We start from the raw sequence: 19,027 nt of genomic DNA, 5'->3' as shown, positions 1-19,027 counted from the left end.
GCCCCTTCTACAACGCCAGGCGTTAAGAAGGGGCCCTTCCTTACATCGCCGACGGCGCTCAGAACGCGCAGGCGATGACCAGTTCGGTGGTGCGATCCGGCAGCAGGTCCAGCTTCGCGATCCGGCCCGCCGCGCGCAGGTCGTCGGCGACCGTGCCGAGCTGGTCCAGCACCGCCGCCGGTCCGAGCGCCTCGGCCAGCGGCACGTCCGCCTTCATCGACAGCTTCCGTTCCGACTTGGCGCGGCGCACCTGACCCAGCGCGTCCGCGGCCAGTCGCAGCAGTTCCGGGTCACCCGGCGCCTGCGTCGCGCGGCCCACCTCGTACGTGGTCGGCCACGGCGAGCGGTGCACCGAGCCGTACCGCCACCACGACCAGACCTCCTCGGTGACGAACGGCAGCACCGGCGCGAACAGGCGCAACTGCACCGACAACGCGGTCGCCAGCGCCGCCCGGGCCGAGTCGGCCGCCGGCCCGGTGCCGTAGGCGCGCTCCTTCACCAACTCGATGTAGTCGTCGCAGAACCGCCAGAAGAACGCTTCGGTGGCCATCAGGGCGGCCGTGTGGTCGTACCCGTCGAAGGCGGTGGTCGCGGTCGCGACCACGCCGGACAGTTCGGCGAGCATCGCGGTGTCCAGCGGTTGGGTCGCCGCGGCCCGCAGTGCGTCGGCGGCGCCCAGCCCGAGCGCGAACCGCGACGCGTTGAGCAGCTTGGTGGCCAGCCGCCGGCCCACCTTGACCTGGGCCGGGTCGAAGGCGAGGTCCATGCCCGGCTTGCCGTTGGCGGCCCAGTAGCGGACCGCGTCGGAGCCGTTCTGTTCCAGCAGCGCCATCGGCGTGACCACGTTGCCCTTGGACTTCGACATCTTCTTGCGGTCCGGGTCGAGGATCCAGCCGGAGAGCACAGCGGTGTGCCAGGGCAGCGCGCCGTGCTCCAGGTGGGACCGGGCGACGGTGGCGAACAGCCAGGTCCGGATGATGTCGTGGCCCTGCGGGCGCAGGTCCATCGGGAAGACCCTGGTGAACAGGTCCGGGTCGGTCTCCCAGCCGCCGACGATCTGCGGGGTCAGCGACGAGGTGGCCCAGGTGTCCAGCACGTCCGGGTCGCCGGTGAAACCGCCCGGCACGCCGCGCTGCGACTCCTCGTATCCGGGCGGCGGTTCGCTGCTCGGGTCGATCGGGAGCGTCGCCTCGTCCGGTGTGAGAGGGTGGGTCCAGTCCGGCTCGCCAGTGTCGTCGAGCCGGTACCACACCGGCACCGGCACGCCGAAGAACCGCTGCCGGCTGACCAGCCAGTCACCGGTGAGGCCGCCCACCCAGTGCTCGTACCGGTGCCGCATGTGCTCCGGCACCCAGCGCAGCTCCCGACCCCGGGCCAGCAGTTCCTCGCGCAGGCCGGCGTCCCGGCCGCCGTTGCGCAGATACCACTGCCGGGTCGAGACGATCTCCAGCGGCCGGTCGCCGCGCTCGTAGAACTTCACCGGATGCGTGATCGGGCGCGGCTCGCCGACCAGATCACCCGCGTCGGCCAGCAGCTCCACCAGCGTCCGCCGGGCGCCGTTCACCGTCTGCCCGGCCAGCGCCGCGTATGGCTCCGCCGGCACGCCGGCCGGCGGCTCCGGCAGCAGGCGTCCGTCCCGGCCGATCACCACGCGGGTGTCCAGCCGCAGCTCACGCCACCAGGTCACGTCGGTCAGGTCACCGAACGTGCAGACCATCGCGATGCCCGTGCCCTTGGCCGGGTCCGCCAGCGGGTGCGCGCGCACCGGCACCTCGACCCCGAACACCGGGGTACGCGCGGACGCGCCGACCAGGTCCGCGTACCGCTCGTCGTCGGGGTGGCAGACCAGTGCCACGCAGGCCGGCAGCAGCTCCGGGCGGGTGGTGTCGATCAGCACCTCGCGGCCGTCCGGCCCGGTGAACCGCAGCCGGTGGTACGCGCCGGGCCGCTCCCGGTCCTCCAGCTCGGCCTGCGCCACGGCGGTGCCGTACCCGACGTCCCACAGCGTCGGCGCCTCGGCCTGGTACGCCTCGCCCCGCGCCAGGTTCCGCAGGAACGCGCGCTGGCTGGCCGCGCGGGCCGCCGACCCGATCGTGGTGTACGTCAGCGACCAGTCCACGGACAGCCCGAGCCGCCGCCACAGCGCCTCGAACGCCTTCTCGTCCTCCACGGTGAGCAGTTCGCACAGCTCGATGAAGTTGCGCCGGGAGATCGCCGTCGGGTTCTTCCGGGCCGTGTCGTCCACCGGCGCGGACGGCGGCCGCCAGTTGCTGTCGTACGGCAGCGCCGGGTCGGGACGCACGCCGTACACGTTCTGCACCCGGCGTTCGGTGGGCAGCCCGTTGTCGTCCCAGCCCATCGGGTAGAAGACCGTGCGCCCGCGCATCCGCTGGAACCGGGCCACCGCGTCGGTGTGCGTGTACGAGAACACGTGCCCCATGTGCAGTTCGCCCGACACGGTCGGCGGGGGAGTGTCGATCGCGTACACGTCCGACCGCTCCTTCGTACGGTCGAACGCGTACGTGCCGTCGGACTGCCAGCGGCGGGCCCAGGTCTCCTCGAGGCCGTCCAGGCTCGGACGCTCGGGGACGCCGCCGCGGGCGCTGATCGTCGTGTCGGTCATCGTCCGATGGTAGGCAGCCCGGTTGCCGCACTCCACGACTTTCCCCACCCCGCGCGTCCTCGCCGATCTTGCGCTTGCCGCCCCGGCACAAGCCGCTTTTCGGGCATCCCTCGGGCCGCAAGTGCAAGATCAACGAGGGTCGGAGGAGCGAGCTAGAGGAGCGAGTCGCGCCACTGGCGGTGCAGGGCGGCGTAGCGGCCGTCGGCGGCGATCAGCTCGGCCGGTGGGCCGTCCTCCACGATCCGGCCGTCGTCGAGCACCAGCACCCGATCCGCCGTCTCCACGGTGGAGAGACGATGGGCGATCACCAAGGCGGTGCGGTCGCGCAGCACGTTGTGCAGGGCCCGCTGCACCAACCGCTCGGTCGGCACGTCCAGCGACGAGGTCGCCTCGTCCAGGATCAGCACCCGCGGGTCGGCGAGGAACGCCCGGGCGAACGCGACGAGCTGCCGCTGCCCGGCGGAGAGCCGCCCGCCGCGCCGGTGCACGTCCGTGGCGTACCCGTCGGGCAGCGCGGCGATGAAGTCGTGCGCGCCGATCGCCCGCGCCGCCGCGACCACCGCCTCGTCGTCGGCGTCCGGCCGCCCGAACCTGATGTTGTCGGCCACGGAGCCGCTGAACAGGTGGGTCTCCTGGGTCACCAGCACCACCGCCCGGCGCAGCTCGGCGTCGGCCAGGTCACGCAGGTTCACCCCGTCCAGGTCGACAGCGCCCGCGTCCGGGTCGTGGAACCGGGCCAGCAGCTTCGCGACAGTGGACTTCCCGGCGCCGGTCGGCCCGATCAGCGCCACCGTCTGCCCGGGCGGCACGGTCAGGTCCAGGCCGGACAGGATCGGCGTCTGCCGCCGGTAGCCGAAGTCGACGGCGCGGAACGTCACCGCCCCGCGCGGCGGCCCGGCCGGCAGCGGCACCGGGTCCGCCGGTTCGGCCACCGCCGGGCGCTCGTCCAGCACCCCGGCCAGCTTCTCCAACGCGGCGGTCGCCGACTGGAGCGCGTTGTAGAACTGGCTCAGCTCCTCCATCGGCTCGAAGAACCGGCGCAGGTAGAGCAGGAACGCGGCGAGCACACCCACCTCCACGCCGCCGCCCAGCACCCGCCAGCCGCCGTACCCGAGCACCACCGCCGTGGTCAGGTTGCCGATCAGCCGGATGCCCGGCGAGTAGATCGCGATCAGCCGGAACGCACGCAGGCTGGAGCGTCGGTAGTCGTCGTTCACGGCGGCGAAGATGCGCTCGTTGCGCTCCTCCCGGCGGTACGCCTGCACCGCCCGGATCCCGCGCAGCGACTCCACGAAGTGCACGATGACCAGCGCCACCGCCTCCCGGGTACGCCGGTAGGCGCCCGCCGACGCGCGCGCGAACCAGCGTGACAGCAGGAACAGGAACGGGAACGCCAGCAGCGTCACCGCCGCCAGCGGCAGGTCCAGCCAGAGCAGGATGCCCGCCACCGACAGCACCGACAGCCCGGCCATCACCAGCTTGTCGATGCCGCCGTCGACCAGCTCGGCGATCGACTCCAGGTCGCTCGTCAGCCGGGACACCATCCGGCCGGACGTGTAGCGCTCGTGGAAACCGACGTCGAGGCGGAGGAAGTGCCCGTACACCCGTCGGCGCAGGTCCAGCAGGACCGCCTGGCCGATCCGGGCGGCGAGGGTGAGGAACGCGCGCCGGGCCGCGTACTCGACGGCTGTCGCCACCACGAACGCGGCGGCGACAGCGATCAGCGGGCCGGGATCACCGGCCCGCAGCGGCCCGATGCCCCGGTCGATGCCGAGCATGACCAGGTACGGGCCGGACATCGCGGCGGCGTTCTGGGCCAGCAGAAGCGCCACCGCCAGCCCGAGCGCACGCCGGTGCGGGCGCAGCAGTTGCCGCAGCAGGAGCCGGCTGCGGGCGCGGAGCCGGGCCACCGCCGCCGGGGAGGAGTCCTCGGCGCGGCTGCGGTCGGCGTCCGGGTCGGTGGCCCGGCCGCGCCAGCGGGACAGGTCGTCGCGTCCGCCGGTGCGGTTCGCGTCGTCGTGGCGTGGGCCGGCTGCGCCGTGCGCCTGCCCGTGCCCGGCGGTGCGCGCGCCGGTGTCGCGCGGCGCGTCGCGGGGCCGGGGCACCCGCGGCGCGCCGCCGGTCACGAGCGCACCAGACCGACGCCGCCGGAACGGCGCTCCGGCTCGGCGGAGAGCACCGCCCGGTACGCCGGCACCCGGGCCAGCAGCTCCGAGTGGGTGCCGACGGCGACGATCCGGCCGCCGTCCAGCAGCGCCACCCGGTCCGCCAGCGCCACTGTCGAGGGGCGGTGCGCCACCAGCAGGGCCGTGGTGCGGCTCTCCCGCAGCACCCGGCGCAGCGCCGCCTCCACGAGCGCCTCGGTGTGCACGTCGAGCGCGGAGAGCGGATCGTCGAGCACCAGCAGTGCGGGCCGCCCGAGCACCGCGCGGGCCAGCGCGAGGCGCTGCCGCTGCCCGCCGGACAGCGACAGCCCCTGTTCACCGACCCGGGTGGCCAGCCCCCAGGGCAGCTCGTACGCGAAGTCCGCCTGCGCCAGCGCCAGCGCCGCCCGGACCTCCTCCTCGCCCGCGTCCGGCCGGCCCAGCGTCAGGTTCTCCCAGACCGACATGGAGAACAGGGTCGGCTCCTCGAACGCCACCCCGACCAGCCGTCGCAGCGAGCCGAGCCGCAGGTCACGCACGTCGCGCCCGTCGACGGTGATCCGGCCGCGGGTCACCTCGTGCAGCCGCGGGACGAGCGACAGCAGCGTGCTCTTGCCGCAGCCGGTGACGCCGACGAGCGCCATCGTCTCGCCCGGCTCGACGGTCAGGTCCAGGTCGTGCAGCACCGGCGCCGAGGTGCCCGGGTAGCGAAAGGTGACCCCCTCGAAGCGGAGCCGGCCGCGTACGTCGGCGCGCTCCAGCGACCGGGCGTGCGGCGCGTCCACGATCGTCGGGCGGGTGTCGAGCACCTCCTGGATCCGGTCGGCGGCGGTGGCGGCCTCCTGGCCGTTGGCGATGATCCAGCCGAGCGACTGCACCGGCCAGATCAGCATGAGCTGGAGGCTGACGAACGCGACCAGCTCCCCGATGGACAGCGCGCCCTCGGCGACGGCCGCCGCGCCGGTCACCAGGACCGCGCCGAGGGTCAGGTTGGGCACCAGGTCGAACAGCGCCGAGGTGCGGGCCAGCAGCCGCGCCTTGCCGATCCCGGTGTCGTGCAACCGGCGCGCGCCGACGGCGAACCGTGCGGCCAGTTCCGGCCCCCGCCCGTACGCCCGCATGGTGCGCAGCCCCTGCGCGGTCTCCTCGACGAGCGTGGCCACGTCGCCCTGCTGGTCCTGCATCCGGCGCGACGCCGCGTGGTAGTGCCGGGCGAAGCGGCGGCTGATCAGGAACAGCGGTACGGCGCTGGCCGCGACCAGCGACCCCAGCCAGGGGTGCAGCCGGATCAGCAGCACCACCACGGCGACGTAGGTGATCAGGTTGAGGACCAGGAACAGCAGCCCGAAGGAGAGGAACCGCCGGATCACCGAGAGGTCGCTGGTGATCCGGGACAGCAGCTGGCCGGACTGCCAGCGGTCGTGGAAGCCGGCCGGGAGCCGTTGCAGGTGGGCGTAGATGTCGGCGCGGATGGCCGCCTCCATGCCCACCGAGGACGACGACTGGGTCCAGCGGCGGATGAAGATGAGAACCGCCTCGGCCAGCCCGAGCAGCAGCGCGAGGGCGCCGAGCCGCAGCAGCCCGGCCTCGTCGTGCCGGGCCACCGGCCCGTCGACCACCCGCTGCACCACCAGCGGAACGGCCAGGCTCGCCGCGGTGGCCGCGAGCGCCGCCACCAGCAGCCAGGCGAACTCCGTCGCGTACGGGCGCAGGTAGGGCCGCAGCCGCCAGAGGTTGCGCAGCGGCTTGGACCGGGCGTCGTCTTGCGCCGCGGGGTTGCCGTCGCTGGGCGCGGGCACTACCCGACGGTAGCCGCCGGGGGTGACGTTTCCGCTGTCAGCTAGCCGTCACCCGTCCCTCATGCCCGAGAAGCCACTTCTTCACGGGCAGGCCCCAGCGGTAGCCGCCGAGCGTGCCGTCGGTGCGCAGCACCCGGTGACAGGGCACGAAGAGCGCTGCGGCGTTGCGCGCGCAGGCCGCCGCGGCGGCGCGGACCGCGGCGGGGCGTCCGGCCAGCGCGGCGAACCCGGTGTAGGTGACCGGGTCGCCGGGCTTGACGTCGCGCAGCACCTGCCAGGCGTGCGTCAGGAAGAGCCCGCCGCTGTGCTGCTCCACCGGGATCGCGTCGATCGCGGCGAGGTCTCCGTCCAGGTAGGCGCGCACGGCGGCGGTCACCGGCCCGAGGTCGGCCCGCTCCCGCAGGTCGCCGCGCAGGCTCTGGTGGGTCAACGGCGCCAGGGCCGCCGGGTCGGGCGTGAAGCCGGCCGCGCGTACCGCGCCGTCGGGGCCGGCGAGCACGCTCAACGGGCCGACCGGTGTGTCGATGACGGTGCTGTCCACAGTGCTCATGCTGCTCTCCAGAGTCGGATCGTCGCGTAGGACCGCCAGGGGCGCCAGCGTTCGGCGTACGCGAGCAGGGTCTTGGGGGTGTCGGGCAGGCCGAGCGCGGTTGCGCCGCGGCGTACGCCCAGGTCGGTGGTGAGGGCGACGTCGGGGTCGCCGAGTGCGCGCATGGCCAGGTAGCCGGTGGTCCACGGGCCGACGCCGGGCACCGCGGCCAGGAGCCGGACCGTCTCCTCCCGGTCGCCCCCGGGTTCCAGGTCCAGCGTCCCGTCGGCGACGGCGCGGGCCAGCGCCCGGATCGTCTCCCGGCGGGCGGCCGGCATCCGGAACGCCGGGTCCGGCGCCGCGAGCACGTCGGCGGGACCCGGGAACGCCACCAGGCCGTCGGCCGGGTCGTCGGTGCCCGAACCGCTCGCCGACCGGACGGCGGAGAGCAGGCGGGTGAGCGTGGTCCGCGCCGAGGTCAGCGAGACCTGCTGGGTCACGACGGCGCGGACGGCCAGCTCGAAGCCGTCGACCGCGTGCGGAAGCCGGACGCCCGGCTCGGCGACGACCGCCGGGGCCAGCGCCGGGTCGGCGGCCAGGGTGGCGTCCACCGCGACCGGGTCGGCGTCCAGGTCGAGCAGGCGGCGGCAGCGGGCCACCGCGGGAGCCAGGTCACGCATGTCGGCCAGCCGCAACGTGGCGTCGATGTGGCCGTCGGACGGGGTCAGCGCCACCGTGCCGGGACCGTGCGGCAGGCGCAGCCCCCGGTGGTAGGTGCCGTCGCGGACCACCTCGACGCCGGGCAGCGCGCGCAGCGCGAGGAAGTCCAGCAGCGCGCCCGCGTGCAGCGGTGGCCGGTATGCCAGCCGCAGCGAGAGCGTGCCCGCGCCGGTGGCCGAGGCCGGACCGCGTCGCCCGGCGCGCAGCTCGGACGGGGTGCCGCCGTAGACCTCACGGACCGTCTCGTTGAACTGCCGGACGCTGCCGAACCCGGCGGCGAAGGCCACCTCGGCCAGGCCGAGGCCGGTGGTCTCGATCAGGATCCGGGCGGTCTGCGCGCGCTGTGCCCGGGCCAGCGCCAGCGGGCCGGCGCCCAGCTCGGCCTGGAGCATCCGGTGCAGGTGCCGCTCGGTGTAGCCCAGCCGGCCGGCCAGCCCGGGCACCCCGTCGCGGTCGACCACGCCGTCGGCGATCAGCCGCATGGCGCGGCCGACCAGGTCGGCCCGGACGTCCCACTGCGGGGAGCCCGGCGCCGCGTCCGGCCGGCACCGGCGGCACGCCCGCAGCCCGGCCCCCTGCGCGGCGGCGGCCGACGGGAAGAAGCGGACATTCTGCCGCTTGGGTGTCATCGCCGGACAGGACGGCCGGCAGTAGATCCCGGTCGACGTCACGCCGGTGTAGAACCAGCCGTCGAACCGCGGATCGCGGCTGTCGACGGCCCGGTAACACCGCTCAAAGTCCAGCTCCATGCCCCCGATCCTGCCTCGCCGTCCCCGGCCGTGGCTGGCGGTATTCGGACATGACGTGTGGCAGTCGCGTCAGCTCGGGGAGGTGGCGGTATCGCCGGTTCCCGGATGCCGCCACCTCGGCGGAATGGTGTGGATCATGCCCGGCGGACCCGAGAAAGTGTCGTAAGTGGTCGGTACGGTCCCGCCACCAACTCAAGAAAAGGTGCGGGGCATGGCGAGCGTGGCCGGGCGGGGTGTCCGCTGATGCGATCGGGGCGGGCACCGTTGGACGCCGCGGTGGTGCAGGGCTTCTACGAGCGGATGAGGTTGGTGGCGCCGGCCGCCTACGGCGCGATCGAGCGCGACCGGGCCGGTGACCTCGGGCGCCCCTTCCCCGACACCGCCTGCGGCCGGCTGGCCGGCTCACTCGACCCGGACGGGCTGCGCGCGCTCGGCATGTGGGCGCACCACTGGTGCATGCGCTTCTACGACGACGACACCCGCGTCGGCCTGCGGCTGGTCCGGGAGATCGCCGCCCGGTCCGGCCTGGGCTGGACCGCCGACGAGGTGCGGTGGCTGCTCGACCGGTCGTACGAGGCCGGGCCCGCCGCCGCGCACCGGTTCACGCTGCCGCTGGCCGCCGCGGCGCAACTGCCGGCCGGTGCGCTGCCCGAGGGTATCGCCGCCGAGGCGTGGCCGGACGACTGGCGCCGGCTGCGGGCCGGCTGACGGCGCCGCCACCAGCCCACCGCTCCGCCGCCCGCCGGCAGCCCGACCAGCGCCATCGCCGGGTGGTCCGCGTCGCCACCCAGCCGCGGGCGAGGAGGCCGGTCCGGCATCTGGGCGAGCACCATCGCCGCCACGGCCACCGCGAAACCGGCGAGCTGGACCGGGTCCAGCGCCTCACCGAGCACCGCCCAGCCGAGCGTCGCCGCAGTCAGCGGGCTCAACGCGCCGAGCACCGACACGCGGGACACCGGCAGTCGCGCCGCGCCCCGGAACCACAGCACGTACGCCAGCGCGGTGCCGGCCAGCCCGAGCCACGCGTACCCGAGAAGAGCCGGCCCGTCGGGCACGGGCGGCGCACCCTCGACGGCGGCGGCGACCGGCACGATCATCAGGCCACCGGCGACGAGCTGCCAGCTCGTCGCGGCCAGGACGCCCACTCCGGGCGGCCGGCCCCAGCGGCGGGTGAGCACCAGCCCGGCGGCCATCGCCACGGCCCCGGCGAGCCCGGCGGCGACGCCGAGCGGGTCGAGGCCGGCGCCGGGGCGCAGCACCACGAGGGCGACGCCGAGCGGGGCGGCCACGGCGGCGACCAGCGCCGGCCGGGTGGGGCGGTCGCGGAGCAGCGCGACCGTCAGCACCGCCACCAGCAGCGGCTGGGCGGCGCCGAGCACGGCGGCGGTGCCACCGGGCAGCCGGTACGCGGCGAGGAAGAGCAGCGGGAAGAACACCCCGATGTTGAGCGCGCCGAGCGCGGCGGCCCGCCCCCACCAGCGGCCGTGTGGTCGCCTTCGGGTCAGCGCGAGCAGCAGCAGACCGGCCGGGAGGGCGCGGATCGCGCCGGCCCAGAGCGGCCGGTCCGGGGGCAGGAGTTCGGCGGTGACCAGGTAGGTGGTGCCCCAGGTGACGGGGGCGGCGGCGGTGAGCGCGACGTCGGTCCAGCGAGAGTTCACAGCAGCTTCCTCAGCTCTAAGTATCTTAGGGCTAAGCTACTCAGGCCCGAGCGAAAAGGGAAGTGGGACGTGGGGCACAATCGGCAGCCGTGGCAGGCGACGAGGTGGACGCGATCGTCGAGCAGTGGCGGCGGGAACGACCCGGCATGCGGCCCGAGCCGATGGCCGTGTTCGGCCGCATCTACCGGCTCGCCCGGCTGGTCGGCGACGGCCAGGAGAAGGTGTACGCGGCCTGGGGCATCAGCCGAGGTGAGTTCGACGTGCTCGCCGCGCTGCGCCGCTCCGGTGAGCCGTACACGCTGGCGCCGAAGGCGCTCGCCGCCTCGCTGATGCTCACCTCGGGCGGCATGACCGGGCGGCTCGACCGCCTCGAACGGGCCGGCCTGGTACGGCGCTCGCCGGACCCGGCCGACCGGCGGGCGCTGCGGGTCATACTCACCGACACCGGTCGCCGGGTGGTCGAGGAGTCCGCCGAGGCCGGGCTCGCGGTGCAGCGGCGGATCCTCGACGCGCTGCCCCCGGCCGACCAGGAGCGGCTGGCCGACCTGCTGCGTACGCTGCTCGCCGCGGCCGACACCTCCGGTCCGGCACAATGATCGTCACTGTCATCGGCCGGAAGGACGCCCGTGCCCGCCACTGAACCGACGATCGTCGCCACCAGCATGGGTTTCGCCAGCCGTCGTCGTGGCCCCTGGGACGCCCGGCCCAGCGCCCTGTTCGACCTGATGGCCGACCTGGCCGGGGCCGGTGACGCGCCGCGCGTCTGCTACCTCGGCCAGGCCACCGGGGACCAGCCGACCGGGTTCACCGTCTTCTACGGCGCCTTCGCCGGCACCCGGTTCCGCGCCTCCCACCTGGCGCTCTATCCGATGCCGAACGTCGAGGACATCCGCGCCCACCTGCTCGCGCAGGACGTCATCTGGGTCGGCGGCGGCAGCGTGGCCAACCTCTGCGCGGTCTGGCGGGTGCACGGTCTGCCGGAGATCCTGCACGAGTGCTGGCAGGCAGGCGTGGTGCTCGGCGGTGTCTCCGCCGGCTCGATCTGCTGGCACACCGGCGGCGCCACCGACAGCTACAGCCCGACGCTGCGGCCCTTCACCGAAGGGCTGGGCTGGCTCCCGTACGGCAACGGCGTGCACTACGACAGCGAGGAACAGCGGCGACCGCTGATGCACCGGCTGGTCGCCGACGGCACGCTCCCGGCCAGCCACTGCACCGACGACGGCGTCGGGCTGATCTACCGGGGCGCCCGGCTGGCCGAGGCGGTGGCCGACCGGCCGGGCGTGGCCGCGTACGAGCTGGTCCGCGCCGAGGACGGCACCGCCCGGGAGACCCGGATCGAGCCGCGCCTGCTGTCGGAGTGACAGGCTTCGCGGACCTGCCTGCCCGGCGCGGGCGGCGAACCGCGTAAGCTGGTTCGTCGTGAGTCTCACCATCGGCATCGTCGGCCTGCCCAACGTGGGCAAGAGCACCCTGTTCAACGCGCTGACCAAGAACGACGTGCTCGCCGCGAACTACCCGTTCGCCACCATCGAGCCGAACGTCGGCGTGGTCGGGCTGCCCGACGAGCGGCTGACCAAGCTGGCCGAGATCTTCTCCTCGCAGAAGGTGCTGCCGGCGCCCGTCTCCTTCGTCGACATCGCCGGCCTGGTCCGCGGCGCGTCCAAGGGGCAGGGCCGGGGCAACGCGTTCCTCGCCAACATCCGCGACGCCTCGGCGATCTGCCAGGTGGTGCGCGCCTTCTCCGACCCGAACGTGGTGCACGTCGACGGCAAGGTCTCCCCGGCCGACGACATCGAGACGATCAACACCGAGCTGATCCTGGCCGACATCCAGACGCTGGAGAAGGCGCTGCCCCGGCTGGAGAAGGAAGCCAAGCTCCGCAAGGACCGGGCCGCCGCCGTCGAGGCAGCCAAGAAGGCGGTCGAGGTCCTCGACAACGGCGTGACCCTGTACGCGGGCGCCGCCGCCGCGAAGGTCGAGCTGGAACACCTGCGTGAGCTGCACCTGCTCACCACCAAGCCGTTCCTCTACGTCTTCAACGTCGACGAGGCCGAGCTGGGCAACGCCGAGTTCCTCGACGAGCTGCGCGGCCTGGTCGCGCCGGCCGAGGCGATCTTCATGGACGCCAAGATCGAGTCTGAGCTGGTGGACCTGCCCGAGGACGAGGCCCGCGAGCTGCTGGAGTCGATCGGGCAGTCCGAGCCCGGCCTGAACCAGCTCGTCCGGGTCGGCTTCCGCACGCTCGGGCTCCAGACGTACCTGACGGCCGGCCCCAAGGAGGCGCGGGCCTGGACCGTCCCGGTCGGCGCGACCGCGCCGGAGGCCGCCGGGGTGATCCACAGCGACTTCCAGCGCGGCTTCATCAAGGCCGAGGTGGTCTCCTACGACGACCTGGTCGAGGCCGGATCGATGGCGGCGGCGAAGGCCGCCGGCAAGGTCCGGATCGAAGGCAAGGAGTACGTCATGCAGGACGGCGACGTGGTGGAGTTCCGCTTCAACGTCTGAATCCGGCCCGTTTCCGCAGGTCAGCGGTTTGGTGCCTCGCCCTGGGGCACACCGGGGGCACAACCCCACGCTTCATCGACCGCCCGGCGGGTGCGCTCCTCCGAGTCCGGCATGCACCTGCAGTTCGGCCACGGTGATGACCGACTCGCCCTGCATCAGCAGGACCGAAGCGTAGTGGTTGCGCAGGTCGTGAGTCGACTTGAAGGGTTGCAGTTCGCCGGCCCACTTCGGGCCATGGCCTCACAGTGCCGCTACCACGCTGGATCAGCTCTGATCCCGCACCCGAACTCCTCGCGGGTCTTGCGGCCGGCTACAGCACGCGTAGAAGGCCGTACCTCACGGCGAAGTCAGTGTCGGAGCGTGGTGGTGTCCGCCGCAGAAGTTGCTCAGCCTCGCCGCTGCGGCGCTCGGTGCCTAGGCCGACGCTGACGTGTTCAAGCGTCGGGTGATCAACGAATGGCTTGAACGCATCAGCAGGGAGCAGGGCCTCAGTTACCGACAGCTCCCGCAGCTGGGGTGCGGCAGCGAGGCCCTGTAGGGATGTCGTGTGCCGAAGGTGTCGCATGGCGGTGCAGTCGGCGCGTAGCAGCGTAGTGCAGGAGCTGAAGTCGGGAAGTCGGTCCGCAGTGAGCGCGTCCAAACACAGCCATTGCAGTGCGGGCAGGCGTGTCACCGGGTCGAGGTCGGTGAGCTTGCGAACTGCGCGTAGCGCGACGTAGCGAAGCGTGGGGACCTGGAGCAGCCATTCGCCGTGTGCCAACGAGCCGAGGGTCAGCGCCAATGACTGCAGGTGGGGCAGGGCAATCAGTGGGAGATATTGGTCGACCGGGAGTCGCCACAGCGAAAGTCCCTGCAGGTTGGGGTTGGCGTCGATCAGTTCCGGAAGGCCGCCTCGGTGCGCGACGATCCGCAGTTGGCGAAGGTCACGGAACGCGGCGACCGGGGTCAGGTTGAGAGGCTTGCGGGTCTCGCCGATGTCGAGGAGCTCGACGTCGGCGCTCAGTTGGTGCAGCGGCGCCAAGTCAGTCAGGTTGTGTAGGTGGGCGACGCTGAAGCGACGGAGGCGTGGGAACCAGCGCAGGAACCGGAGCGTAGCGAGGTCCTCGTCGAAGCCGTACGCGCGCAGAGTGACCGTCGGATGCTCCGCCAATAGCGCGGCGAGCAACCTGTACTCCGCCTCGGCGAGTGGCTGGCTGAACTGAACAACCGAAGCATCGTCGAGCCTGACTCGAAGCTGCTGCATGTCGAGAGGGCTCGACACGTCCACGATGCGGCTCATGACCTGCGATCTTCCTGCCCAGGCTGCCAGCACGCCAGCGTCGTGAACCATGGTGTCACCGTCGGTGCCCGGCGCTCTCCGGGCTTGTGTAACCCGTCAACTGGCATCGCCGTTTAGCGCATCAACCGGATTACGACACCGGCTGCCAGCGGCTGCCAGCGATGTCGGGTCTCAGGACCTGCGTGACAGATCAGTCTCGGGACGTGGGTGACACGTCCGGCTAGACGATCTTCGGTTGAGGGTAGCGCTTGTGTATGCCCTGGCTAGTCGGGGTTGGCAAGAACTTCGATGTGGATCGGCTCTTGGCTGTTGAGGTAGTGGACGTAGCCCGCTTCTTGGTCCTCGATCGCGTCGACAGGAACCATCTCAAGCGCGTAGTCCGGCCGGGGTAGGAATCCGAAGTCGGCGGGAGGGTCGAACCTCTCGATGGAGGTAACCCGCACCTCCGTCGGTGGGATGCCGACGAAGCAAGGGTCACCGGCATGCAGTTCGGAGGCGTCGGGCTCCAGTCGCCACGGTGTGTTGAGCCAGCCGTGCGCGTCAGGGTCACGAGGAAAGCCCACGGTGCCATCCCATGAGTTGGTTGACTCGGGGTCCGCCTCCCGCCATGGCCAGTCGATGAGCAGGCGCTGGGGCGTGGTCCTGACGACCCGCGTGTCGAACGCCTCGGCTGAGATCAGGAGCAGGTCGCCGACGGTGTAGCCGAGGGCCTTCGTCAACCTGGTGCTATCCATGGTCGATCTGCCAGTTTCCTTACCCCAGCTCATGAGCGACAAAGCTAGGAATGGCACCGCCGGGCGTCAAGCTTCGTCCCGGTGCTGCGGGGTGCGGGCCGCGCGTGAGGGTTCGGGTTTGCGGACCTTGAACCGGGCGATCGGCTTGACAGTGGTGCGGGTGACCTCGGCGACGAGTTGGTCGCCGTTGTGGACGCGGAAGGTGGTGTCGGAGGCTTCGACGGTGAGGGTGGTTCCGGCGTGGTGGATACCGACGTGGATGCGTTGGCCGGCGATGACAAGGGTTCCTCGGCAGCTGACGCGGCGTTCGACCCGGATCGGTTCGGGTGCCGGGGCGGGTGGGGGTCCGGCGGGGCGACGACTTCCGGTCCCGGCCCGGGCGAGTGATCGACCGAGCCGCAGGCTCCCCCTGCGCGCATTCGTGCCGAGAGACGTGTCCGTCGTGGTCAGGCGCGACGCTCGGCAAGAACCCTGCGGAACAGGGCGGGGTAGCTGGCATGAGCCAGCGGCAGCGCTCCGAGCGCGTCTTCGGTGAACCAGCCGATGGCGTCGTGTTCCTCCGGCGCGAGGTTGGCCGGATACCCCGTCCACGCTTCGACCAGCCAGATCCGCATGGAGAACGTGTCGGCGTGAACCTCGTGCACTGGTGGACCCGACGGCAACGCCGCGTCGACGCCCAGTTCCTCTCGGAGCTCACGAGCAAGTGCGACACTGGGCGGTTCCCCGGGTTCGACGTGCCCGCCGGGCAGGTCCCAGACGTCGGGCAGCACACGACGCAGGGGAGAGCGGTGGCACAGGAGTATCCGGTTGCCGTCGCACAGCAACCCGGTGACGATGCGCGCCTTGGGAGAGCCGTCCGCCGAGGCCTCCGATGCGGGGCCGGTCCACGTGGACACCGGACGCTACGCCTGCGCGTCCAGGTCGCGCACCGCGAAGCGGAGGTGTTCCCACTCCTCGTCGAAGATGACGTGAAGGCAGTGCAGGACCGGCTTCTCGTGTTCGGGTGACCACGCTGACGGCCGAGGCTCGGCGAGCAGCTCCGGAGTGACGCCCGTGAGGAAGTCCCGCACCATGGCCTGCCGCTCGGCGCGCAGATCGAGCACCTGGGCGAGACTCGGCCGCGCCGCGGGGAAGATCGACATGTCGAGTCCGTCCGTCTCGTACTCGGCGTGTGGCTGCCCGAGCGGATGGAAGGGCTGCGGCAGGCGCAGGATCGCCTTGCCGAGCCAGGCGTCGGTGGCGAACGCGAGGTGGCGCAGGGTCTGCGCGAACGACCACTCGCCGTCGATCGAGATGTCGGCGGCGCCGTCGGGCATGGACACGACCCGGTCGACCGCGGCCGCCCAGGCTCGTTCGAGCGCCGCCCACGCCGCGCGCAGGCCGTCGGGATCCTCGGCACGCCTCAGCTCGCGCCCGGGGAACCGCCGGTTGAGTTCGGCCTCGACGAGCGGCACGACGTCGACACCGTTGACCAGCAGCGCGCCGTCGGTGAGCCACGGCGCGTCGATGTCGAGCCCGCGCACGTCGACGCCGCGCATCACCGCGCCGGCCAGCGTCGACCTGGTGAAGCGCGCGCCTTGCAGGTTCCGGTCCACGAACGTCGTGAGGTCGCTCTGGTCCACGGCGCACCCCTCTCGTCGGCGATCGCGGCAATGCTAGCGAGCAGGTCCGACAACAGCTGTCGATGCGACCGGACCGGGAAGCTGCTGGTGGCGGCCGACGACCCGCATCGCGCGGATCGTCGGCCGACCATCCGTGCCCGCCGTCAGGCGTTGGCCCGGCGGATGGCCGCCATCCCCCCGAGGGCGGCCACCGCGGCGATCAGGGCGGGCCACCCCACCAGCAGGCTGACCTGGTGCTGGCTGCTCAGCCACTGCCAGATGTCACCGAACCATCCCTGCCAGGTGATCAACGCGACGAGCAGGCCGGTCACCAGGATCAGGGCCGCGCCGGCCCCGAACAGGCCGTTCATGCCGAACCGGACGTACCAGACGGCGACGAAGACGGAGACGAAGTTCAGGAACAGGAACGGCACCGCGTAGACGGCGATCTGCAACAGCCCGTTGTCGACGTCGACGTACGGGATTCGGAAGAACCGCAGCTGGATCCCGAAGCCGCCGGTGGCGCCCTCGATCAGGTTGAGCAGGTAGAGCAGGACGCCGTAGACGACCGCCTGCACCACGTTGACGAGCACCGTGGCGAGGTAGAAGGTGCGCCGGGTGACGCCCATGCCGAGCGCGAACGGGAACACCTGGCTGATCGAGGTGGCGGCGACGATCGAGCAGACGATGTAGATACTGACCAGACCGCCCGTGGTGTTCTTGCCCGGCGCGGCCTCGTCGATCGAGGCGAAGATCAGCAGGTTGACGCCGAGCGAGATGGCCATGATGCCCCATGGCCAGGCCAACTGGCTGACCCAGGCGATGGTGTGCATCCGGGCGACGTCGAGGATACGAGTCATCGCGCGTTCGTCCTTTCCGTCGTCAGGCGCACCACGGCCTGCTGGAGCGACACCGGCGCCAGGTCGATGCCGAGCTTCTTGGCGCGCGTCCGTTCGGCGTCGTCGAACGACCCGCGCAGCGACGCGCGGACCGCGCCGCCGAGTTGCTCACGATGCAGCGCCTGGTGCGCGGCGGCGAACTCGTCCACCGCAGCGGCCGGGCCGGACGCCTCCACCACCTCGCCGCGCAGCTCGTCGCTGGGCGCGTCGAGCAGCAGCTTTCCGCGGTCGAGCAGCAGTACGTGCTCGATCAGGTCGGCCACCTCGTCGATGAGGTGTGTGGAGAGCACGACGGTGCGCGGATTCTCGGCGTAGTCGGCGAGCAGCCGGTCGTAGAAGAGTTGCCGGGCGACCGCGTCGAGACCGAGGTACGGCTCGTCGAAGAAGGTCAGCGGCGCGCGTGCGGCCAGGCCGATCGTCACGCCCAGCGCGGACAGCATGCCGCGGGACAGTTTGCGTACCTTGCGCTTGCGCGGCAGGTCGAAGTCGTCCACCAGGGACTGCGCGAAGTCCTCGTCCCAGTTGGGGAACAGCCGCTTGGCCAGGCTCAGCACGTGCCGGACCTGGTACGCGGTCGGGTACGTCTGACTCTCCTTGATGAAGACCACCCGCGACAGCACCCGCTCGTTCTCGTACGGCCGCTCACCGAAGAGCATGAGGTCGCCGCTGGTGCCGCTGTTCTGGCCGGTGATCAGCTGCATCAGCGTCGTCTTGCCGGCGCCGTTGCGGCCGAGAAGCCCATAGATCTTGTCGCCCGTCAACGTGAAGGTGACGTCATCGAGAGCGGTCACCTCGCCGAACCGCTTCGTGAGCCCGGCTGCCGCCACGACGCTCATCGCTGTTCCTCCCCTGTGTCGATGAGCTTCTTCAGCTCCTCGGTGCCGATGCCCAACTTGCGTGCCTCCTCGATGAGGGGCCGCACGTACTGGTCGGAGAACTCGCGCCGGCGGCGTTCCCGGAGTGTTTCGACGGCGCCCGTTGCCACGAACATTCCGATCCCCCTGCGCTTGTAGAGAAGCCCGTCATCGACCAGGCGGTTGATCCCCTTGGCGGCGGTCGCCGGGTTGATCCGGTGGAACGCCGCAAGCTCGTTCGTCGACGGCACCTGGGTCTCCTCCGCGTACGTCCCGTCGATGATCGAGTTTTCGATCATCTCCGCGATCTGGACGAAGATCGGCCGGCCGTCATCCATCCTGGTTCTTTGGTTCATTACTCATGTAACTAACCTTGGCGCTCGCGGGCCGGGGCGTCAAGTCTTCTTCGGTACGCGCGGCCGATCACGGCTCGCTCGGGTTCGCGCCGTGACACTGACGATCGACGAGAGCACCCGCCAGGTACGGCAGTCCGTCTGCGGCTGTTGCGACACCGCCGCGGAGCGGACCTGGGCCGACATCCATGCTGACGACGCGTCACCTTCGGCTGCCGGGTCGGGCCGGTGGCCGGCTCGCCGGGGCCGGCCGCGACGCTCGTCAACGGCGGTGAGGTCGCGGGGGACAGCCCGATCTTCGGCCGCAAGCTCCCCGAGTTCCGGCAGATGGTTGACCTGATCCTGGAGCGTGTCCTGCCGCGACCTCACCCGGTGATCAAGGGGTTTACGTCTCCCGGACCGCGCCGACCGGACACAAACTTCTTGATCACCGGGCGGGCCGGGACGGGCCAGTGCCGGGGCGGGGGAGCGTCAGATCACTGCGGGGCTGCGGCGTTCGATCAGGGTCACGTCGCGCCAGGTGCCGTAGTCGCGGCCCACCCGCTCGCGGGTGCCGACGTCGCGGAAGCCGCACGTC

The 19,027-nt window shown here is 72.1% G+C and carries 16 protein-coding genes and 1 pseudogene; 4 read left to right on the top strand and 13 right to left on the bottom strand.

Annotation, left to right across the window (positions count from 1 at the left end; all coding sequences use genetic code 11):
• Nucleotides 1-58 precede the first annotated feature (58 nt).
• From valS to BAW75_RS18130, 5 genes are all read right to left on the bottom strand, one after another.
• Nucleotides 59-2,623 carry a valine--tRNA ligase gene (gene valS / locus BAW75_RS18150; RefSeq protein WP_104114334.1) on the bottom strand — a complete coding sequence of 855 codons (2,565 nt, stop codon included), beginning with the start codon at nucleotides 2,621-2,623 and terminating at the stop codon, nucleotides 59-61.
• A gap of 152 nt (nucleotides 2,624-2,775) precedes the next feature.
• Nucleotides 2,776-4,608, bottom strand: coding sequence for an ABC transporter ATP-binding protein (locus BAW75_RS18145; RefSeq protein ID WP_205797832.1), 1,833 nt, complete (start codon nucleotides 4,606-4,608; stop codon nucleotides 2,776-2,778).
• Between the two features lie 137 nt (nucleotides 4,609-4,745).
• Complete coding sequence (locus BAW75_RS18140; protein ID WP_104114332.1) at nucleotides 4,746-6,566, bottom strand: ABC transporter ATP-binding protein; 1,821 nt, start codon at nucleotides 6,564-6,566, stop codon at nucleotides 4,746-4,748.
• Between the two features lie 37 nt (nucleotides 6,567-6,603).
• Complete coding sequence (locus tag BAW75_RS18135; RefSeq protein WP_104114331.1) at nucleotides 6,604-7,116, bottom strand: methylated-DNA--[protein]-cysteine S-methyltransferase; 513 nt, start codon at nucleotides 7,114-7,116, stop codon at nucleotides 6,604-6,606.
• A complete protein-coding gene (locus BAW75_RS18130) occupies nucleotides 7,113-8,564 on the bottom strand; it encodes an AlkA N-terminal domain-containing protein (RefSeq protein ID WP_043328388.1) in 1,452 nt (483 codons plus the stop codon). The genes BAW75_RS18135 and BAW75_RS18130 overlap by 4 nt, the downstream gene beginning before the upstream one ends.
• A 243-nt stretch (nucleotides 8,565-8,807) precedes the next feature.
• Between BAW75_RS18130 and BAW75_RS32960 the strand changes: the two genes are divergently transcribed.
• The gene (locus tag BAW75_RS32960; RefSeq protein WP_244206167.1) at nucleotides 8,808-9,272 is read left to right on the top strand and encodes a hypothetical protein; all 465 of its coding nucleotides are present in this window, start codon (nucleotides 8,808-8,810) and stop codon (nucleotides 9,270-9,272) included.
• Nucleotides 9,273-9,400: 128 nt separating this feature from the next.
• Here BAW75_RS32960 and BAW75_RS32955 read toward each other — a convergent pair.
• Nucleotides 9,401-10,222, bottom strand: a pseudogene (locus tag BAW75_RS32955) (EamA family transporter); the annotation flags it as partial.
• A gap of 89 nt (nucleotides 10,223-10,311) precedes the next feature.
• On the opposite strand from BAW75_RS32955, the gene BAW75_RS18120 reads away from it, so the two are divergent.
• Genes BAW75_RS18120 through ychF form a run of 3 tightly spaced genes read left to right on the top strand, consistent with a single transcriptional unit; the run spans nucleotide 10,312 to nucleotide 12,730 of the window.
• The gene (locus BAW75_RS18120) at nucleotides 10,312-10,818 is read left to right on the top strand and encodes a MarR family winged helix-turn-helix transcriptional regulator (RefSeq protein ID WP_104114329.1); all 507 of its coding nucleotides are present in this window, start codon (nucleotides 10,312-10,314) and stop codon (nucleotides 10,816-10,818) included.
• Between the two features lie 30 nt (nucleotides 10,819-10,848).
• Nucleotides 10,849-11,586: a Type 1 glutamine amidotransferase-like domain-containing protein gene (locus BAW75_RS18115; RefSeq protein WP_104114328.1), complete on the top strand. Its 738-nt coding sequence runs from the start codon at nucleotides 10,849-10,851 to the stop codon at nucleotides 11,584-11,586.
• Between the two features lie 58 nt (nucleotides 11,587-11,644).
• Nucleotides 11,645-12,730, top strand: coding sequence for a redox-regulated ATPase YchF (gene ychF / locus BAW75_RS18110; protein ID WP_104114327.1), 1,086 nt, complete (start codon nucleotides 11,645-11,647; stop codon nucleotides 12,728-12,730).
• 310 nt (nucleotides 12,731-13,040) lie between these two features.
• On the opposite strand, the gene BAW75_RS18100 is transcribed toward ychF, so the two are convergent.
• The 7 genes from BAW75_RS18100 to BAW75_RS18065 form a co-directional block, all read right to left on the bottom strand.
• A complete protein-coding gene (locus BAW75_RS18100) occupies nucleotides 13,041-14,009 on the bottom strand; it encodes a hypothetical protein (protein WP_104114326.1) in 969 nt (322 codons plus the stop codon).
• Between the two features lie 263 nt (nucleotides 14,010-14,272).
• Nucleotides 14,273-14,728 (bottom strand): hypothetical protein, encoded by a 456-nt coding sequence (locus BAW75_RS18095; RefSeq protein ID WP_167435583.1) that lies wholly within the window; start codon nucleotides 14,726-14,728, stop codon nucleotides 14,273-14,275.
• Between the two features lie 461 nt (nucleotides 14,729-15,189).
• Nucleotides 15,190-15,639 carry an NUDIX domain-containing protein gene (locus tag BAW75_RS18085; RefSeq protein WP_104114324.1) on the bottom strand — a complete coding sequence of 150 codons (450 nt, stop codon included), beginning with the start codon at nucleotides 15,637-15,639 and terminating at the stop codon, nucleotides 15,190-15,192.
• 6 nt (nucleotides 15,640-15,645) lie between these two features.
• Entirely contained in the window at nucleotides 15,646-16,365 is a 720-nt protein-coding gene (locus BAW75_RS18080) for a DinB family protein (protein WP_244206166.1), read from the bottom strand.
• 143 nt (nucleotides 16,366-16,508) lie between these two features.
• A complete protein-coding gene (locus BAW75_RS18075) occupies nucleotides 16,509-17,204 on the bottom strand; it encodes a hypothetical protein (RefSeq protein ID WP_064447924.1) in 696 nt (231 codons plus the stop codon).
• Nucleotides 17,201-18,079 (bottom strand): ATP-binding cassette domain-containing protein, encoded by an 879-nt coding sequence (locus BAW75_RS18070; RefSeq protein WP_043328404.1) that lies wholly within the window; start codon nucleotides 18,077-18,079, stop codon nucleotides 17,201-17,203. The genes BAW75_RS18075 and BAW75_RS18070 overlap by 4 nt, the downstream gene beginning before the upstream one ends.
• Entirely contained in the window at nucleotides 18,076-18,435 is a 360-nt protein-coding gene (locus BAW75_RS18065) for a GntR family transcriptional regulator (RefSeq protein ID WP_043328406.1), read from the bottom strand. Before BAW75_RS18065 ends, BAW75_RS18070 begins: the two co-directional genes overlap by 4 nt.
• Nucleotides 18,436-19,027 lie beyond the last annotated feature (592 nt).

Origin of the sequence: Micromonospora chalcea (genome assembly GCF_002926165.1) — a bacterium.
Classification (GTDB): Bacteria; Actinomycetota; Actinomycetes; order Mycobacteriales; family Micromonosporaceae; genus Micromonospora; species Micromonospora chalcea.
The sequence above is the reverse complement of the archived record's forward strand: the minus strand, read 5'-3'. Positions and strand labels throughout refer to the sequence as shown.

What these genes read in the sequence shown, in the direction of transcription:
- BAW75_RS32960 (WP_244206167.1), top strand. Translation starts at nt 8,808, where the DNA reads ATGCGATCGGGGCGGGCACCGTTGGACGCCGCGGTGGTGCAGGGCTTC.
- BAW75_RS18130 (WP_043328388.1), bottom strand. Translation starts at nt 8,564, where the DNA reads ATGGAGCTGGACTTTGAGCGGTGTTACCGGGCCGTCGACAGCCGCGAT.
- BAW75_RS18075 (WP_064447924.1), bottom strand. Translation starts at nt 17,204, where the DNA reads ATGACTCGTATCCTCGACGTCGCCCGGATGCACACCATCGCCTGGGTC.
- valS (WP_104114334.1), bottom strand. Translation starts at nt 2,623, where the DNA reads ATGACCGACACGACGATCAGCGCCCGCGGCGGCGTCCCCGAGCGTCCG.
- BAW75_RS18100 (WP_104114326.1), bottom strand. Translation starts at nt 14,009, where the DNA reads ATGAGCCGCATCGTGGACGTGTCGAGCCCTCTCGACATGCAGCAGCTT.
- BAW75_RS18070 (WP_043328404.1), bottom strand. Translation starts at nt 18,079, where the DNA reads ATGAGCGTCGTGGCGGCAGCCGGGCTCACGAAGCGGTTCGGCGAGGTG.
- BAW75_RS18135 (WP_104114331.1), bottom strand. Translation starts at nt 7,116, where the DNA reads ATGAGCACTGTGGACAGCACCGTCATCGACACACCGGTCGGCCCGTTG.
- BAW75_RS18065 (WP_043328406.1), bottom strand. Translation starts at nt 18,435, where the DNA reads ATGGATGACGGCCGGCCGATCTTCGTCCAGATCGCGGAGATGATCGAA.